Genomic DNA, 14,800 nt, shown 5'->3' with positions numbered 1-14,800 from the left:
TCGCCGGCCGTCAGTCCTGGGGGCTGGAATCGCTGGCGGCAGCGAGGCCTCCCGGCCCACCACATGAAAATGGAACATGCATGCGACTGAGCAAGATCAAACTGGCTGGCTTCAAGTCCTTTGTGGATCCGACCACCATCAGCTTTCCCACCGCCATGACCGGGATTATCGGTCCCAATGGCTGCGGGAAATCCAATGTCATCGATGCGGTCCGCTGGGTTATGGGGGAAAGCTCTGCCAAGCACCTGCGGGGCGATTCCATGGCGGATGTGATTTTCAATGGCTCCAGCAGCCGCAAGCCGGTGAGCACGGCCTCCATTGAGCTGGTCTTTGATAATTCCGATGGATCCGTTGGCGGGCAGTATGCTGGCTACAATGAAATTTCCGTGCGTCGCCAAGTGGCTCGTGACGGTACTTCCAGTTACTACCTGAATGGCGCTCGCTGCCGTCGCCGGGATATTCAGGACATCTTCCTGGGGACCGGCCTGGGGCCGCGCAGTTATGCCATCATCGAGCAGGGCATGATCAGCCGCCTGATCGAGGCCAAGCCCGAAGAATTGCGGGTTTTCCTGGAAGAGGCAGCCGGGATTTCCAAATACAAGGAGCGGCGTCGGGAAACCGAGAACCGTATCCGTCATACCCGGGAAAATCTGGAGCGGCTGAGCGATCTGCGCGAAGAGGTGGAAAAACAGCTCAACCACCTGGACCGCCAAGCCCGAACCGCCGAGAAGTACAAGGCCCTGAAGGCGGAAGAACGAGAGCTTCGCAGCCAGTTGATTGCCCTTCGTATCAAGGACCTGGACAGCGGTCTGGAAAGCCAGGACCGGCGCCTGGCGGAGACCGAGAACCGCATGCAGGCCGAAATCGCCGAGCAGCGACGCATGGAAACCGCTCTGGAGCAGGAACGGGAGCGCCAGAGCGAGGCCAGTGAAGCCTTCAATGAAGTCCAGGCCCGTTACTACAGCACCGGCGCCGAGATCACCCGGGTGGAACAATCCATCCAGCACGCCCGGGAAATGCGCCAGCGGCAGCTGGAGGACCTGGAGCGGGCCGAACATGCCCTGGAGCAGACGCGCAATCATATTCGCCGGGATGAGGAGTATCTCCAGGATACCCAGAACAGCCTGGGGGAAATGGAGCCGGGACTGGAACGATTGCGCGAAGCCGCCGAACAATCTGCCCGGGAACAGGAGGCCACCGAGTCACGTCTGGCGGAATGGCAGGAGCGCTGGGACCAGTTCAGCCGTCGTGCCGGAGAGCATCAGCAGAGCGCGGAAGTGACTCGGACCGGGATTGAGCATATGGAGTCCCAGGTTCGCCGCCAACTGGATCGCCTGGACAAGATTGAGCAAGAGCAAAGTCAGCTTTCCACCGAGGCCATGGAGCGCCAGAAGGAATCCCTGGAAGAGGACCGGGCTCGCCAGTCCGAGCGACACGAAGTCCTTTCCGAGGGGCTGGAGGCGCAACGCGAGGCGCTGGAATCGGTCCGCCAGGAAGAGCGGGATCTGGGGCGCCGCCTGCACGAGAAGCGTAATGCCCTGCAAAGCCTGAGTGGCCGGGTCAGTTCCCTGGAAGCCTTGCAACAGGCCGCCCTGAACAAGGATGGAGGCGAGGGCGCCGAGTGGCTGGCTCGTCAGGGGCTGGCCGAGCGCCCCCGCCTGGCCGAGAAGATCCAGGTGGCCGGCGGCTGGGAGCGGGCCGTGGAAACGGTGCTGGGCCATCACCTGGAATCGGTGACGGTTAATGAAATGAGCCTGGTCATGGATGAGCTGGCTGAGCTCAAGGCCGGCTCCGTGGGCCTGGTGGGCAGTGCGCCGGTGATCGCCCAGGCCACCAGCGGCACCCTGGCGGAGAAAGTGGAAGGCCCGGCCGTGGTGCGAGAGTTGCTGGCCGGTATCCGGGTGGCTGGCTCCCTGGAAGAGGCCGATCGCCTGCGTTCGGAACTGAACGAAGGGGAATCCATCGTCTGCCCGGATGGCACCTGGCTGGGCCGTGAATGGCTGCGCGTGACCCGCAGTGAGTCCGAGGAAGCCGGGGTACTTGAGCGGGAGCAGCAGCTGAAAACCCTGCAGGCCGAGCAGCAGACCCTGGAGCAGGAAAGTGAAGCCTTGGGTGAGTCCCTGGAGGCGGCCCGGGCCGGGGTCAAGGAAAAGGAAGCGGCGTTGGAAGACGCGCAGCGAGAGTTCAACCAGCTTCACCGCAGCATCTCCGACCTGGACGCCCGCCTGGAGTCCATCCAGTCGCGGATCAACCAGGCCGATGAACGCCGTCAGTCCCTGGATCAGGAAGCTGAGGAATTACGGACCCAGGTTCGGGAGCAGGAGAACAAGCTCAAGGCGGCTCGCGCCGAGTTGGAAACCACCATGAATTCCATGCAGGCCAGCGAGGACGAGCGTAAGCAGTTGGAGCAGGAGCGGGATGAACTGCGTGAAGCGGCGGAAGCGGCCCGCCAGAAATCCCGCGAAGACCAGGCAGCGGCCCATGACTTGGCATTGAAAGTGGAGGCCCGCCGCTCCAGCCTGGAATCCACCCGCCGCAGTTTGGAGCGCATGCAGACCCAGTTGGAAGAGCTGCATGAGCGTCAGAATCGTTTGAGTGAGTCCCTGGATGACCAAGGTGATCCTGTAGCCGGGCATGAAGAGCAACTGGAAAAACTGCTGGAGCGGCGCAAGGCCGTGGATGAAGAGCTGGGCTCGGCGCGACGGCGGATGGAAACCATCGATGCCGATCTGCGGGAGAAGGAAAAGCAGCGGGTTTCCCACGAGCAGAAGGCCGCCGAGTTGCGGGGCGATCTGGAAAAGCTGCGTCTGGACAGTCAGGAAGCCCGGGTTCGCAGGGAGACCCTGGTGGAGCAACTGGAAGAGCTGGAGGTGGCCCTGGAAGCAGTCAGCCAGTCACTGCCCGAGGAGGCCAATGTACAGGCCTGGACCGAGGCCCTGGGTTCGGTGGAACGACGGATCAGCCGCCTGGGCGCTATCAATCTGGCGGCCATCGACGAATTCAAGGAGCAATCGGAACGCAAGACGTATCTGGACGCCCAGTATGACGACCTGACCGAGGCCCTGGAGACGCTGGAATCCGCTATCCGCAAGATTGACCGGGAAACCCGGACCCGCTTCAAGGAAACTTACGATAAGGTCAATGCCGGATTGAAGGAAACTTTCCCTCGCCTGTTCGGCGGTGGTCATGCTTATCTGGAAATGACCGGTGAGGATTTGCTGGACGCCGGGGTAACGGTGATGGCACGGCCTCCGGGGAAACGTAATTCCAGCATCAGTGCCTTGTCCGGTGGCGAGAAGGCATTGACTGCGGTCTCCCTGGTGTTTTCCATCTTCGAGCTCAATCCGGCACCCTTCTGCATGCTGGATGAGGTGGATGCTCCGCTGGATGATGCCAATGTGGGCCGCTTTTGTGATCTGGTGAAGGAGATGTCCGAGCGGGTTCAGTTCATCTTCATTACCCACAACAAGATCACCATGGAGCTGTCCAATCAGCTGTTGGGCGTTACCATGAATGAACCCGGCGTCTCCCGACTGGTCTCGGTGGATGTGGATGAAGCGGTGGAAATGGCCACCGCTTGAGTGAGCGGGCCGTCACAGGCCCGTTCTGACCCGACAACATGGAAGAGGCGAGTGATTCATGCCGGAGCTTCGGCTTGCCCTGATCGTATTGGGGATCGTGCTGGTCCTGGCGGTTTATCTCTATAGCCGCTGGCAGAGTGGTCGACTGCAGGGGGAATCGTCCCATAGCCGTCGAAATTCGCTGTCTCGACGTCGGCCGGAATTCAAGGATCAGGACTTGCCCAGTATCGACCCGACGGCCCCTGACGCGGGCCAGCGGGACGAGATTGAAGCGCGGCCGTCGGCCTTCAGTCAGCCTGAGCCGGAAGCGGAGCCACCCGCCGACGGGGAAGCCGCTGAGGAATTGGAACCATCAGCGGCTGAAACGGAGTGGCCCGGGACGGGTTCGGATGAGACAGCGCCTCCCGAGCAAGAGGCTTCGGAAGAGGTGGATTCCGAGCCCGCAGAAACAGACCCGGTCTTGCCCCGAGTCGAACACGGCGGGCGCCGAGGCGGTCCCCGGGAAGCGGCGGCTTCGGCCCTGTCGGGTCTGAAACGTTTTGCGCGCCGACCGGGGGAAGCGCCCGCTGAGCCAGACGCCGGGCCATACACCGAGCCGGAGGAAGCGCCAGCGGCGACTGCGGAAACGGATGATGAAGCACCCTCCGCCGAGGCCCTGGCCAACTTCGATCCCGAATCCCAGAAGATCATTGCCATGCATGTCATGGCCCGCGATGAGGACGGCATGGCTGGTGAGCGCTTGCGTCAGGTGCTGGAAACCGCCGGTACCCGCCACGGGCAATACAATATCTTCCATCGCAGTGAGCGTGACGCTTTGGGCCAACCCAAGCTCCTCTTGAGTGTGGCGAACATGATGGAACCGGGATATTTCGAGCTGGAAACCATGGACGAGGAATATTTCCGGGGTATCAGCCTGTTCGCGGTATTGCCCGGCCCCTTGCCCGGAGTAAAGACCTTCCACGAGATGCTCAGCCTGGCCCAGACTGTGGCCGAAGAGGTGAATGGCGAGGTCTGTGATGAGGCCCGAAATCCCTTCAGTCGTCAACGGGCGACCTACGTGGAGGAAGAAATTACCGAGTTTGAGCGGCTGCGCCGGCAGGCCCGGGCCCGGGGGAGGGGGCTGCGACGATGAGCCAGCAGGCGAAGCGTGCCGCTGACCAGAGAGCCCGGGAGCTGCGAGAGACCATTCGGCATCATGATCACCGCTATTACGTGCTGGACGAGCCGGAAATTCCGGATGCCGAATACGATGCCTTGATGGCCGAACTCCAAGCCATTGAAACCGAGTTCCCGGATCTGCAAAGCCCGGACTCCCCGACCCGCCGTGTGGCCGGCGCCGCCGATAGTGCCTTTCATCCCGTCCGGCACGAAGTCCCCATGCTGTCACTGGACAATGCCTTCGAGACGTCAGACCTGGAAGGGTTTGATCGACGGTTACGTGAGCGACTCGACATTGAAGGGCCGGTAACCTACCACGGCGAGCCGAAGCTGGATGGTCTGGCGGTCAGTCTGCTCTATGAACAGGGTCAATTGCGCCGGGCCGCCACCCGGGGTGACGGGACCACTGGAGAAGATGTCACCCACAGCGTCCGCACCATTGCCTCGGTGCCCGTGCAGCTCAGCGGTTCCGCTCACCCCGAGCGGCTGGAGGTTCGAGGTGAAATCTTCATGAGCCATGAAGGCTTCAAGCAGTTGAACGAGGTGCAGCGCAAGCGGGGCGAGAAAACCTTCGTGAATCCCCGTAATGCGGCCGCGGGCAGTATCCGCCAGCTGGATCCCCGTATCGCCCGTCGGCGTCCCCTGGAGATATTCTGCTACGGCATCGGGGTGCAGGCCGGGGGCCCTGATTTTGCCACCCAGTCGGAGATGCTGGCGCAACTGGCGGACTGGGGCCTGCCGGTCTCTCCGGAGGCGCAATCGTTGAAAGGGCTTGAGGCCTGCCAAGCCTATTACCAGTCCATTCTGGAAAAGCGCGGGCAGCTGCCGTATGACATCGACGGCGTGGTCTTCAAGGTGGAACGCAGGGACTGGCAGCAGCAACTGGGCCAGCTCTCCCGGGCGCCCCGCTGGGCGATTGCCCACAAGTTTCCCGCCCAGGAAAAGACTACCGTGCTGCGGGACGTGGAGTTCCAGGTGGGGCGTACCGGTGCGGTAACGCCGGTGGCACGTCTGGCGCCCGTATTCGTGGGCGGTGCGACTGTCAGCAACGCTACGTTGCATAATCTGGACGAAATTCAACGCAAGGACATTCGCATCGGCGATACCGTGATCGTTCGGCGGGCCGGGGATGTGATCCCTGAAGTGGTGTCAGCGGTGATGGACCGTCGGCCAGAGGATGCCCAGAAGATTACTTTTCCGGCCCACTGCCCAGTGTGTGGCTCGGATGTGGTGCGCGAGGCAGGGGAGGCGGTCCATCGCTGCACCGGGCGAATGAATTGCCCAGCCCAGCAGTTGGAAACGCTGCGTCATTTCGTGGCCCGGGGCGCTCTGGATATCGAGGGCTTGGGGGAGAAAAGCCTGGGGCGCTTCTTCGAGCTGGAGTGGGTTCGCCGGCCTTCGGACATTTTTCGCCTCCATCGGCGCCGTGATGCCTTGCTGGCACTGGAAGGCTTTGGTGAACGGTCGGTAGAAAAGCTGCTGGAAGAGATCGATGAGAAACGCCGGGTGACGCTGGGGCGATTCCTCTTTGCCCTGGGGATCCCCACGGTTGGTGCCACACTGGCCCGGACTTTGGCGAGTACGTTCGGCCAACTGGAACGGATTCGGCGCGCCCCCATCCCCTTGTTGCTGACCGTTCCCGATGTGGGATGGGGCGTGGCCGGGGCGATTCGTGACTTCTTTGACGATCCCGGTAACGCCGAGGAACTGAGCCGCCTGTTTTCCGGGGATCAGCCCATTGAGCTGAAGGACGAAGGGGATTTTGACCCGAACTGGGTTCAGTCGTTGACGTTGGCCCGGCTGCTCGAGGCTCTCGGGCTCAAAGGCGCGAAGGGTAAATCGGCGGAGCTTATGGGGCAGCATTTTCCGGATTTGCGGCCAGTGTGGGCCTTTGCCGAAGATGCCGAGCAAGCCCCCGAGGCCTTGCAAGGGGGTGATCGGGCAAAAGCGCACAAGGCAGCAGTGATTCTGATGGCTTCGGATCAGCGCCCGCTTCTGGACCAGGTTGAGGCCTTGCTGCGGGAATGGGGGATCCACTGGCGCCAGGATCGGAGCCACTACCGAAGTGGCACCGAGCAGACCCCCTTGTCGGGTCGAACCTTCGTCTTGACAGGCACCCTCAGCGAAATGACCCGGGAGGAAGCCAAGGCGGCCATCGAGAAGGCCGGTGGCAAGGTGACAAGCAGTGTTTCCGGCAAAACGGATTATCTGGTGGCCGGGGAGGCCGCCGGCTCCAAGCTGGACAAGGCCGAGAAGCTGGGGGTGACGGTACTGGATGAATCGGGTCTGTCTCGCCTGCTGGAGAGCGCTTAAAGAATGGCGTTGGCGGGTGGCCGACGCGCGGGATTTGGCATTTTGATCGTGCCGGAGTAACCTTCGGAATTGGTCTGATTGCCTGGAGGGCTGTCTTGAAGCAGCTTCAGCTGAGCATGTTGTTGTCCAGCCTGGCCGTACTGATGGCGGCCTGTAGCGGGACCCAGGTTCCCCCCTATGGTATTCGGGAAGGGCAGCTGCCTCCCTGTGCCGATCACCGCACCTGCATGTCCAGTCATCCTGAAGAACAGGAAGAGTCTCGGGTGGAGCATTTGCGCTATGAAGGCACTCGACGCGAAGGCCGTACCGCCATGGCAGCGGTGATTCAGGGTTTTCCCGGCGCACGTATTGTGTCCAGTCATCGTAGCTACCTGCGGGTTGAGTTTACCGGGGCCATTCTTCGGGAGGGTGAGGAGTTCTTCTTTGAAACCGATTCGGTGGTGGACGAGATGGAATTTTACTTCCCTCCCCAGCGCAGCGTCATTCATGTGAGGGTAGCGGCACGTTCCGGTCCTCTGGACAAAGAGCGCAGCCAGGACCGTTTTGATGCCCTTCAGACCCTGCTCGAGGAATTCCAGGAGCGAATTGGCAGCTCCAGCTTGCGACTCTAGCGCCACGGCGTGGTGCTGATCGCAAAAAAAAACCGGCTCCGTGGAGCCGGTTTTTTTAATGGAAACGCTGCAGATCAACGTTCAACGTCTACTTGCTCGCGCAACTCGGTGATCACCCGCTGTGTATTTTCCTGACGCAGGTTTTCCACGATCTCCTCTCGGACGTCTGCCAGAGGCGGGCGTTCAACCCGGGTATCGTCAACGCGAATCACATGCCAGCCAAAGTTGGTTTCAACCGGCGTGTCGGTCAGTTCGCCGGCTTCCATGTTGGAGACTGCCTCGGCGAAGGGGGGCACCATCTGTTGGGGGGAGAACCAGCCGAGGCTGCCGCCATCAACGCCACCCTGATCCTGGGAATATTCCTCGGCCAGTTCAGCAAAATCCTCGCCATTCTGAATACGGTCGATGATTTCCTGAGCCAGAGTTTCGTCCTCTACCAGTATATGCCGGGCATTGACTTCCAGGGCCTCGTCATAACGTTCTTCATAGACCTGCTGGATGGCTTCCTCGCTCACCGCTTCTGATTCAATTAAAGCCTGTGCCAGGGTTTGCTGGCGTTCCAGGATCAGTTCCGCCACCACATCCGCTTCATTGTCCATCCCGCGGCGTTCGGCTTCCCGGGCGAGAATATGCAGATTGATGACATGGTCGGCCAGCTGTTCACGCTGATCGCTGTCCATGGAGTCCAGGTCAACATTGGGAAACTGTCGGGCGAAGGCATGCAAAAGGGCTTCCGGGATCCGTTCGCCATCCACCGTGGCCAGGGTTTCGCCTTCCAGTGTCTCGCTGGACGGTTGACGCTCCTCACCGTTCTCGCAGCCTACAAGCAGCAGGCAGGAGAGGGCACAGATACTGATAATGGATTTATTCATGATGTCCTCGTTCAGTGTTGAAGGTAAGGTTATTCATCGGGTGTTTGAGCCTGGATCTGAAGGGCGTGGATATCGCTCTCCATCAGTGAGTCCAGGGCCTCGTAAACCTGACGGTGTCGGGCCAGGGTTCTCTGCCCTTCAAAGGCTTGGGCCACGATGCGAACGTGGAAGTGGCCGCGGCCGTCACGCGCGCCGGGATGGCCCACATGGAGATGGCTGTCGTCACGGATATCCAATGCCTCTGGTTGCAGGGCCTCCTGCAGTCGGGCTCTGATTTTCTCGATACGTTCCGGGTTGCTCATGGGTTCTGTCACTGCTGATTTAGGGTAATGCCTGAATGAAGGGGCGAACCTCTACTGATTCAAATACCCCCTGGGCCAGATAGGGATCGGCTTCGGCCCAGGCCCGGGCTTCGGCCAAGTCCGGGAATTCGGCGATCACCACGCTGCCGCTGATCCCCGAGGGGCCCGGTGTGGGGGAATCATCCCGGGGGCAGGGGCCGGCCACCAGCAGGCGTCCCGCTGATTGCAATGCCTCAAGCCGGGCTAGGTGGGCCGGTCGGGCCTGTTTTCTGGCGTCCATGCTGTCCGGCCGGTCCTGGCCGATAATGACATACCACATTCCGTTGATCTCCTGCTGGAACGGGGCCCTTGGGCCGCTCAGGGGTTATTTGCCCGCAAAGCCTATCATAGGGTCTGGTGGGCCGTGTTAGCATCCCTTCTGTTGCCAGCGCAGGAGGGGCCATGAGCCAGTTTTTCCAGATCCATCCGGTGGATCCCCAGCCCCGATTGATCAAGCAAGCCGTGCGGATTATCCGTGACGGCGGGGTGGTAGTCTATCCCACGGATTCCATCTATGCCCTGGGCTGCGGTCTGGAGCGCAAGCCGGCGGTGGAGCGGATTCAGTGGCTGCGACAGATGGATAAGGACCATAACTTTACCCTGGTCTGCCGGGATCTGTCGGATATCGGTACCTATGCCCGGGTGGATAATGTGGTTTTCCGGCTGCTCAAGGCCTACACGCCGGGGCCCTATACCTTCATTCTTAAGGCTACCGGGGAGGTGCCCCGGCGGCTGCAGAATCCGAAGCGAAAGACCATCGGGATCCGGGTGCCGGACAATGCCATAGTCCGGGCCCTGCTAGAGGAGCTGGGTGAGCCGATTCTCAGTTCCACCCTGCTGTTGCCGGACGATGAGTTGCCACTCAGCGATCCGGAGAATATCCGGGATCGCCTGGAACACCATGTGGACCTGATCATCGACGGCGGCAACTGCGGCCTAGAGCCCAGTACGGTGGTGGATTTGTCCGATGGGCCGCCCAGAATTCGCCGGCACGGGCGGGGCGATCCTGCGGTTTTTGAGACCTGAGCGGCCTCAAGCCAGTATAATGCCCGGCTGGCCCGCTTGGCGGGAGATTCCCAGAACTGACATCAGGAGCGAGTGACTTGGTTTCCGCGAACGGACAGAACAACCGGATCGTGTCGGGTATGCGGCCCACCGGCCGTCTTCATCTGGGCAATTACCACGGCGCATTGAAGAATTGGGTGCAGTTACAGCACGAGTTTGAGTGCTTTTTCTTTGTCGCCGACTGGCATGCCCTGACTACCCACTATGAAGACAGCGGCGACATCTCGGAGCGGGCCTGGGATATGGTCATTGATTGGCTGTCCGCTGGTCTGAATCCGGGTTCCTCCACCCTGTTTATCCAGTCTCGGGTGCCTGAGCACGCCGAGCTGCATCTGTTGTTGTCCATGGTCACGCCCCTGTCCTGGCTGGAGCGGGTGCCCACCTACAAGGATCAGCAGGAAAAGCTCAAGGAACGGGATCTGTCCACCTACGGCTTTCTAGGGTATCCGCTGCTGCAGAGCGCGGACATTCTGATGTACAAGCCAGGCTTGGTGCCGGTGGGCGAGGACCAGGTTTCCCATGTGGAAATCACACGGGAGATTGCTCGGCGCTTCAATCACATCTTTGGTCGCGAACCGGAGTTTGAAAGCCGGGCGGAGACCGCGTTGAAGAAGACCGGCAAGAAGAATGCCCGTCTGTTCCGTGATATGCGAAAGCGCTGGCAGGAGCAGGGGGATGAAGAGTCTCTGGAAGTGGCGCGGGCCATGCTCTCCGCCCAGCAGAATATCACCAAAGGGGACCGGGAACGCCTGTTCGGTTACCTGGAAGGCGGGGGCCGGGAGATTCTGGTGGAGCCCGAGGTCTTGCTGACCGAAACACCCAAGATGCCGGGGCTGGACGGGCAGAAGATGTCCAAATCCTATGGCAATACCATTGAGCTGCGGGAACCGCTGGAGTCGGTGGAGAAGAAGATTCGCACCATGCCCACCGATCCGGCCCGGGTGCGCAGGGCCGATCCCGGTACGCCGGAGAAATGTCCGGTCTGGGAGTTTCACAAGGTGTACTCTGACAAGGATACTCAGGATTGGGTCCACAAGGGCTGCACCACAGCGGGCATCGGTTGCCTGGAATGCAAGGGACCGGTGATTGAAGCAGTCTGCAGCGAACTCAAGCCCATTCAGGAACGGGCGAAGGATTATGAGAATGATCCGGAAGGGGTACGGCGCATCATTCAGGATGGTTGTGAAAACGCCCGTTCCCGGGCCCGGGAAACACTGGATGAAACCCGACAAGCCATGGGGTTGCAGTACCGGTGAGCATGCACGATTCAGACAAGCAGGGTGAACCGGCTTGGGATCAGCCCGAGGAGACAGCCTCCCAGGACCGTCTTGAGGGCGCTGGCCGGGAAGCCGAGCCGGTGGTCGGGCCGGTTGCCGAGGAAGGAACCCAGGAAGAGATGCCCTTCGCGCTGGTACAGGGTGAGCCCTATACCACCCTGCCCAAGGATCTCTACATTCCGCCGGACGCCCTGGAGGTCTTTCTGGAGGCCTTTGAGGGCCCGCTCGATCTGTTGCTTTACCTGATCAAGCGGCAGAATCTGGATATCTGCAATATCCCCATTGCCCAGATCACGACCCAGTACATGCAATACGTGGAGCTCATGAAGGAGCTCCGCCTTGAACTGGCTGCCGAGTATCTGGTGATGGCCGCCATGCTGGCCGAGATCAAGTCGCGAATGCTGCTGCCACGGCCCAGTGTCAGCGAGGAAGAAGAGGGTGATGATCCGCGGGCGGAGTTGATCCGTCGATTGCAGGAATACGAGCGTTACAAGACCGCGGCCGAGGATATCGATGCCATGCCGCGCATGGGGCGGGATGTGTTTCAGGCCGAAGGGGAGCTGGTGGGCCGCAAGGTGGTTCAGATGGTTCCAGAGGTTACCCTCAAGGAATTGATGGTGGCCTTCAAGGATGTGCTCAAACGGGCGGACATGTTCCAGCACCATCATGTCCAGCGGGAATCCCTGTCTGTCCGGCAACGGATGTCGGAAATGCTAAGCAGCCTGGAAAGCGGCCGTTTCCGGGAATTCACCAGCCTTTTTCCCAGTGAGGAGGGGCGCATGGGGGTGGTGGTAACCTTCATGGCCTTGCTGGAACTGGTCAAGGAACAGCTGGTAGAGATTATCCAGGCCGAGCTGTACGCCCCCATTCATGTTCGTGCCAGCGGAGCGATTACAGAGGCCGAGAATCCGGAGGCCGAGCCGCCCGAGGATGGGGAGCAAGATAACGATGAGCCGGCCGACGATGGCCAGGACAGTCAGATCGGTTGAACGCGGGGAAATGATGGAAGAACAGCAAATCAAGAATATTGTGGAAGGGGCCTTGCTGGCCTCCGGTCGCCCGCTGAAGCTGGACGAGCTGGAGGCCTTGTTCAAGGATGATGAACGTCCCGAACGCAATACCTTGCGAGCTATCCTGCAGGCCCTGGAATCGGATTATGAAGGCCGGGCCCTGGCCCTGCGCCAGGTGGCCAGCGGTTTTCGCATTGAAGTGAGGCAGGAGGTCGCCCCCTGGGTTTCCCGGCTCTGGGAAGAGCGCCCCAGTCGGTATTCCCGGGCCCTGTTGGAGACGCTGGCCCTGATTGCCTATCGCCAGCCCGTTACCCGGGGCGAGATCGAGGAAGTCCGCGGGGTGAGCGTCTCCAGTTCCATTATCCGGACCCTTCAGGAACGGGGCTGGATCAAGGTGGTGGGCCACCGGGATGTGCCCGGCCGGCCGGCCATGTTCGGCACCACCCGGGAGTTTCTGGATTATTTTGGTCTCAAGAGCCTGGACGAATTACCGTCGTTGGCTGAGATTCGGGATATCGACAGCATCAATGTGGAATTGGAGCTGGATCCGGATGATCAGGATGGCTCAAGGAAATCCACTCGGGGGAGTGCCGGTGAGGATGGGCAGGATGAGTCGGGCGAGGAGGCCGCAAGTTCAGCCGTTGAAGGTGGCGACGGCGGGGATGATGCCAATGAAGTCGTCGAATCCGAGTCGCCGGAGGGGTCCGAGGCGGAAGAGGAAGCGCCCTCCGATGCTCCCGCACAGGACGCTCCGATGTCGGATGCTGATGGTGATACTGATGCCGAAGGGATTGTGGATGACGCCGAGCAGGGTGATTCGGTAGATGAACGGCATCTTGGCCGCCAGGCCGAAGACAGCCCCTTCGAGGAAAGCCCCTTTGCCGGGGATAACGATGACGGTGAGGACCTCGATTTCGAGGAAGCATATGGCGAAGAAGAAGCGCAAGACAGTAAAGAAGACAGCCACGAGGAAGCGGCCGGGGAAACGCAAGGGTCCCGGTCCGAAGTATCCGAAACCGTCGAAGAAGAGCGCGAATCGGAAGACGGGGAGCGACGCGGAGACTGAGGTTCTGCCGCGTCAGCGGATCCAGAAGCTGCTGGCCAATGCCGGGATGGGCTCTCGCCGGGAAGTGGAGGGCTGGCTCGAAGCGGGCCGGATCAAGCTCAACGGCAAAGTGGCCAGCCCCGGTGATCAGGCCGGCGAGGGAGATCACCTGGCCTTGGATGGCAAGGTGATCCACCTGGACGCGGCCATGATGCCCGAGCGCCGTGTCCTGATCTATCACAAGCCCGTGGGGGAGATGACCACCCGCAAGGATCCCGAGGGCCGGCCCACTATATTCGACCAGCTGCCACGTCTGGACCGGGGTCGCTGGGTTTCGGTGGGCCGCCTGGATTTCAATACCTCCGGCTTGATGATCCTCACCACCGATGGTCAATTGGCGGCCCGTCTGATGCATCCCTCAAGGCGTCTGGTGCGGGAATATGCGGTTCGCCTGCGTGGGGAATTGAGTCCCGAGGCCGTAGAGAAGCTGACCACCGGTGTGCGCCTGGAGGATGGCCCGGCCCGTTTCGAGGAAATTCTCGATGGTGGCGGTCGCGGCCAAAACCATTGGTATCACGTGATTCTCCGGGAGGGACGTTACCGTGAGGTCCGGCGTTTGTTTGAGGCCGTGGGCGCGACTGTGAGCCGCCTGATACGGGTGCGTTACGGACCAGTGGAGCTGCCTTCGGACCTGCCCCGGGGGAAATGGCGGGAGCTCAAGCCGGGACCGGTCCGGGCTCTGATGGATGCGGCGGAACTGGTGCCGGAGGCCCCCCTGGCCGAGGCCCCCACCCAATCCACCGGCAACCCGGCCCGGGCCAAAAAGACACGGCGGAAAAGGCCCGCTAGCCCCAATCCAGATTAACGTGCCGGATTTCCTCGCGTCTGAGGCGTTTCCTGAGATGCTCTCTTTCTTTTCGCAGAGAGCGTGCCTTTAGCTCATGGGTCTCGCAAAAGATCTGGTCAATTTGGTGGATATGACCTGTATCTATTAGCCGGTGCAGGATGGCGAATTCCGCACCTTCTACATCCAGCTTCATCAAGCGCACACGGGTGTTCAAGGAATCCATGAGATTCCGTATGTCGCGACATTCCACCTTGATTGGGTGGTCGGGATCGATGTTGCGCTTGTCGGATATCAGGCTGGCGGCTTCCGAATGATCGAGACAGCCGGGCTTATGCCGTTTGTGTTGGTACAGCAGTTCGCTGCCATTATGATCCGACAAGGCCTGGGGGACGCATTCCACGCGAGGGTGACCTTCAAAGGCACACTGAAGTTGAACAAAGGCCTCCGGATTGGGTTCGTAGGCAAGGACTTTTGCGCCCGTGCCTGCCAGTAGAGCAGTGATTTTCCCCACGTTGGCGCCGCCGTCAATAACCAGGTCGTTCGGGCCCAGTGGTAATTGATGAAACAAGGCCTCTGCGTGCTTTTGGCGGCGTCGTTTGAGCCGCGTTTCGATGAAACGGGGCAAGTACATGTGGATAAGCTATCAGTTCTTGATTTCAGTTTCGAGGTGGAGGCCTTCC

General features: G+C 60.8%; 13 protein-coding genes. 9 read left to right on the top strand and 4 right to left on the bottom strand.

Features of this window, described 5'->3' with window-relative positions:
• Positions 1–80: 80 nt before the first annotated feature.
• From smc to J2T60_RS04635, 4 genes are all read left to right on the top strand, one after another.
• Positions 81–3,581 (top strand): chromosome segregation protein SMC, encoded by a 3,501-nt coding sequence (gene smc, locus J2T60_RS04650; RefSeq protein ID WP_253446061.1) that lies wholly within the window; start codon positions 81–83, stop codon positions 3,579–3,581.
• Between the two features lie 58 nt (positions 3,582–3,639).
• Positions 3,640–4,713: a cell division protein ZipA gene (gene zipA, locus J2T60_RS04645; protein WP_253446058.1), complete on the top strand. Its 1,074-nt coding sequence runs from the start codon at positions 3,640–3,642 to the stop codon at positions 4,711–4,713.
• Entirely contained in the window at positions 4,710–7,052 is a 2,343-nt protein-coding gene (gene ligA, locus J2T60_RS04640; protein ID WP_253446055.1) for an NAD-dependent DNA ligase LigA, read from the top strand. The genes zipA and ligA overlap by 4 nt, the downstream gene beginning before the upstream one ends.
• A gap of 95 nt (positions 7,053–7,147) precedes the next feature.
• Positions 7,148–7,663, top strand: coding sequence for a DUF1499 domain-containing protein (locus tag J2T60_RS04635; RefSeq protein ID WP_253446052.1), 516 nt, complete (start codon positions 7,148–7,150; stop codon positions 7,661–7,663).
• Between the two features lie 74 nt (positions 7,664–7,737).
• Here J2T60_RS04635 and J2T60_RS04630 read toward each other — a convergent pair whose 3' ends face one another.
• The 3 genes from J2T60_RS04630 to J2T60_RS04620 are packed head-to-tail and all read right to left on the bottom strand — an operon-like array spanning position 7,738 to position 9,156.
• Positions 7,738–8,535 carry a peptidylprolyl isomerase gene (locus J2T60_RS04630; protein ID WP_253446050.1) on the bottom strand — a complete coding sequence of 266 codons (798 nt, stop codon included), beginning with the start codon at positions 8,533–8,535 and terminating at the stop codon, positions 7,738–7,740.
• 29 nt (positions 8,536–8,564) lie between these two features.
• Positions 8,565–8,837, bottom strand: a complete 273-nt coding sequence (locus J2T60_RS04625) for a BolA family protein (RefSeq protein ID WP_253446047.1) — start codon at positions 8,835–8,837, stop codon at positions 8,565–8,567.
• A gap of 19 nt (positions 8,838–8,856) precedes the next feature.
• Positions 8,857–9,156, bottom strand: a complete 300-nt coding sequence (locus J2T60_RS04620) for a YciI family protein (RefSeq protein WP_253446044.1) — start codon at positions 9,154–9,156, stop codon at positions 8,857–8,859.
• Between the two features lie 122 nt (positions 9,157–9,278).
• Between J2T60_RS04620 and J2T60_RS04615 the strand changes: the two genes are divergently transcribed.
• The 5 genes from J2T60_RS04615 (at position 9,279) to J2T60_RS04595 (ending at position 14,138) form a co-directional block, all read left to right on the top strand.
• Complete coding sequence (locus tag J2T60_RS04615; RefSeq protein WP_253446041.1) at positions 9,279–9,902, top strand: L-threonylcarbamoyladenylate synthase; 624 nt, start codon at positions 9,279–9,281, stop codon at positions 9,900–9,902.
• A gap of 77 nt (positions 9,903–9,979) precedes the next feature.
• Positions 9,980–11,197, top strand: coding sequence for a tryptophan--tRNA ligase (locus tag J2T60_RS04610; RefSeq protein WP_253446038.1), 1,218 nt, complete (start codon positions 9,980–9,982; stop codon positions 11,195–11,197).
• Positions 11,198–11,199: 2 nt separating this feature from the next.
• Entirely contained in the window at positions 11,200–12,207 is a 1,008-nt protein-coding gene (locus J2T60_RS04605) for a segregation and condensation protein A (RefSeq protein ID WP_445376040.1), read from the top strand.
• The gene (gene scpB, locus J2T60_RS13450; RefSeq protein ID WP_374728468.1) at positions 12,167–13,294 is read left to right on the top strand and encodes an SMC-Scp complex subunit ScpB; all 1,128 of its coding nucleotides are present in this window, start codon (positions 12,167–12,169) and stop codon (positions 13,292–13,294) included. Before J2T60_RS04605 ends, scpB begins: the two co-directional genes overlap by 41 nt.
• A 46-nt stretch (positions 13,295–13,340) precedes the next feature.
• Positions 13,341–14,138: a pseudouridine synthase gene (locus tag J2T60_RS04595; RefSeq protein ID WP_253446035.1), complete on the top strand. Its 798-nt coding sequence runs from the start codon at positions 13,341–13,343 to the stop codon at positions 14,136–14,138.
• Here J2T60_RS04595 and J2T60_RS04590 read toward each other — a convergent pair.
• Positions 14,119–14,751, bottom strand: a complete 633-nt coding sequence (locus J2T60_RS04590) for an FkbM family methyltransferase (protein ID WP_253446032.1) — start codon at positions 14,749–14,751, stop codon at positions 14,119–14,121. The genes J2T60_RS04595 and J2T60_RS04590 overlap by 20 nt on opposite strands.
• Positions 14,752–14,800: the final 49 nt, after the last annotated feature.

Source organism: Natronospira proteinivora (assembly GCF_024170465.1).
Classification (GTDB): domain Bacteria; phylum Pseudomonadota; class Gammaproteobacteria; order Natronospirales; family Natronospiraceae; genus Natronospira; species Natronospira proteinivora.
Note: the sequence above shows the minus strand (reverse complement) of the source record. Positions and strands in the feature narration are given on the sequence as shown.

What these genes read in the sequence shown, in the direction of transcription:
- smc (WP_253446061.1), top strand. Translation starts at nt 81, where the DNA reads ATGCGACTGAGCAAGATCAAACTGGCTGGCTTCAAGTCCTTTGTGGAT.
- zipA (WP_253446058.1), top strand. Translation starts at nt 3,640, where the DNA reads ATGCCGGAGCTTCGGCTTGCCCTGATCGTATTGGGGATCGTGCTGGTC.
- ligA (WP_253446055.1), top strand. Translation starts at nt 4,710, where the DNA reads ATGAGCCAGCAGGCGAAGCGTGCCGCTGACCAGAGAGCCCGGGAGCTG.
- J2T60_RS04630 (WP_253446050.1), bottom strand. Translation starts at nt 8,535, where the DNA reads ATGAATAAATCCATTATCAGTATCTGTGCCCTCTCCTGCCTGCTGCTT.
- J2T60_RS04625 (WP_253446047.1), bottom strand. Translation starts at nt 8,837, where the DNA reads ATGAGCAACCCGGAACGTATCGAGAAAATCAGAGCCCGACTGCAGGAG.
- J2T60_RS04620 (WP_253446044.1), bottom strand. Translation starts at nt 9,156, where the DNA reads ATGTGGTATGTCATTATCGGCCAGGACCGGCCGGACAGCATGGACGCC.
- J2T60_RS04615 (WP_253446041.1), top strand. Translation starts at nt 9,279, where the DNA reads ATGAGCCAGTTTTTCCAGATCCATCCGGTGGATCCCCAGCCCCGATTG.
- J2T60_RS04605 (WP_445376040.1), top strand. Translation starts at nt 11,200, where the DNA reads ATGCACGATTCAGACAAGCAGGGTGAACCGGCTTGGGATCAGCCCGAG.
- scpB (WP_374728468.1), top strand. Translation starts at nt 12,167, where the DNA reads ATGAGCCGGCCGACGATGGCCAGGACAGTCAGATCGGTTGAACGCGGG.
- J2T60_RS04595 (WP_253446035.1), top strand. Translation starts at nt 13,341, where the DNA reads ATGGGCTCTCGCCGGGAAGTGGAGGGCTGGCTCGAAGCGGGCCGGATC.
- J2T60_RS04590 (WP_253446032.1), bottom strand. Translation starts at nt 14,751, where the DNA reads ATGTACTTGCCCCGTTTCATCGAAACGCGGCTCAAACGACGCCGCCAA.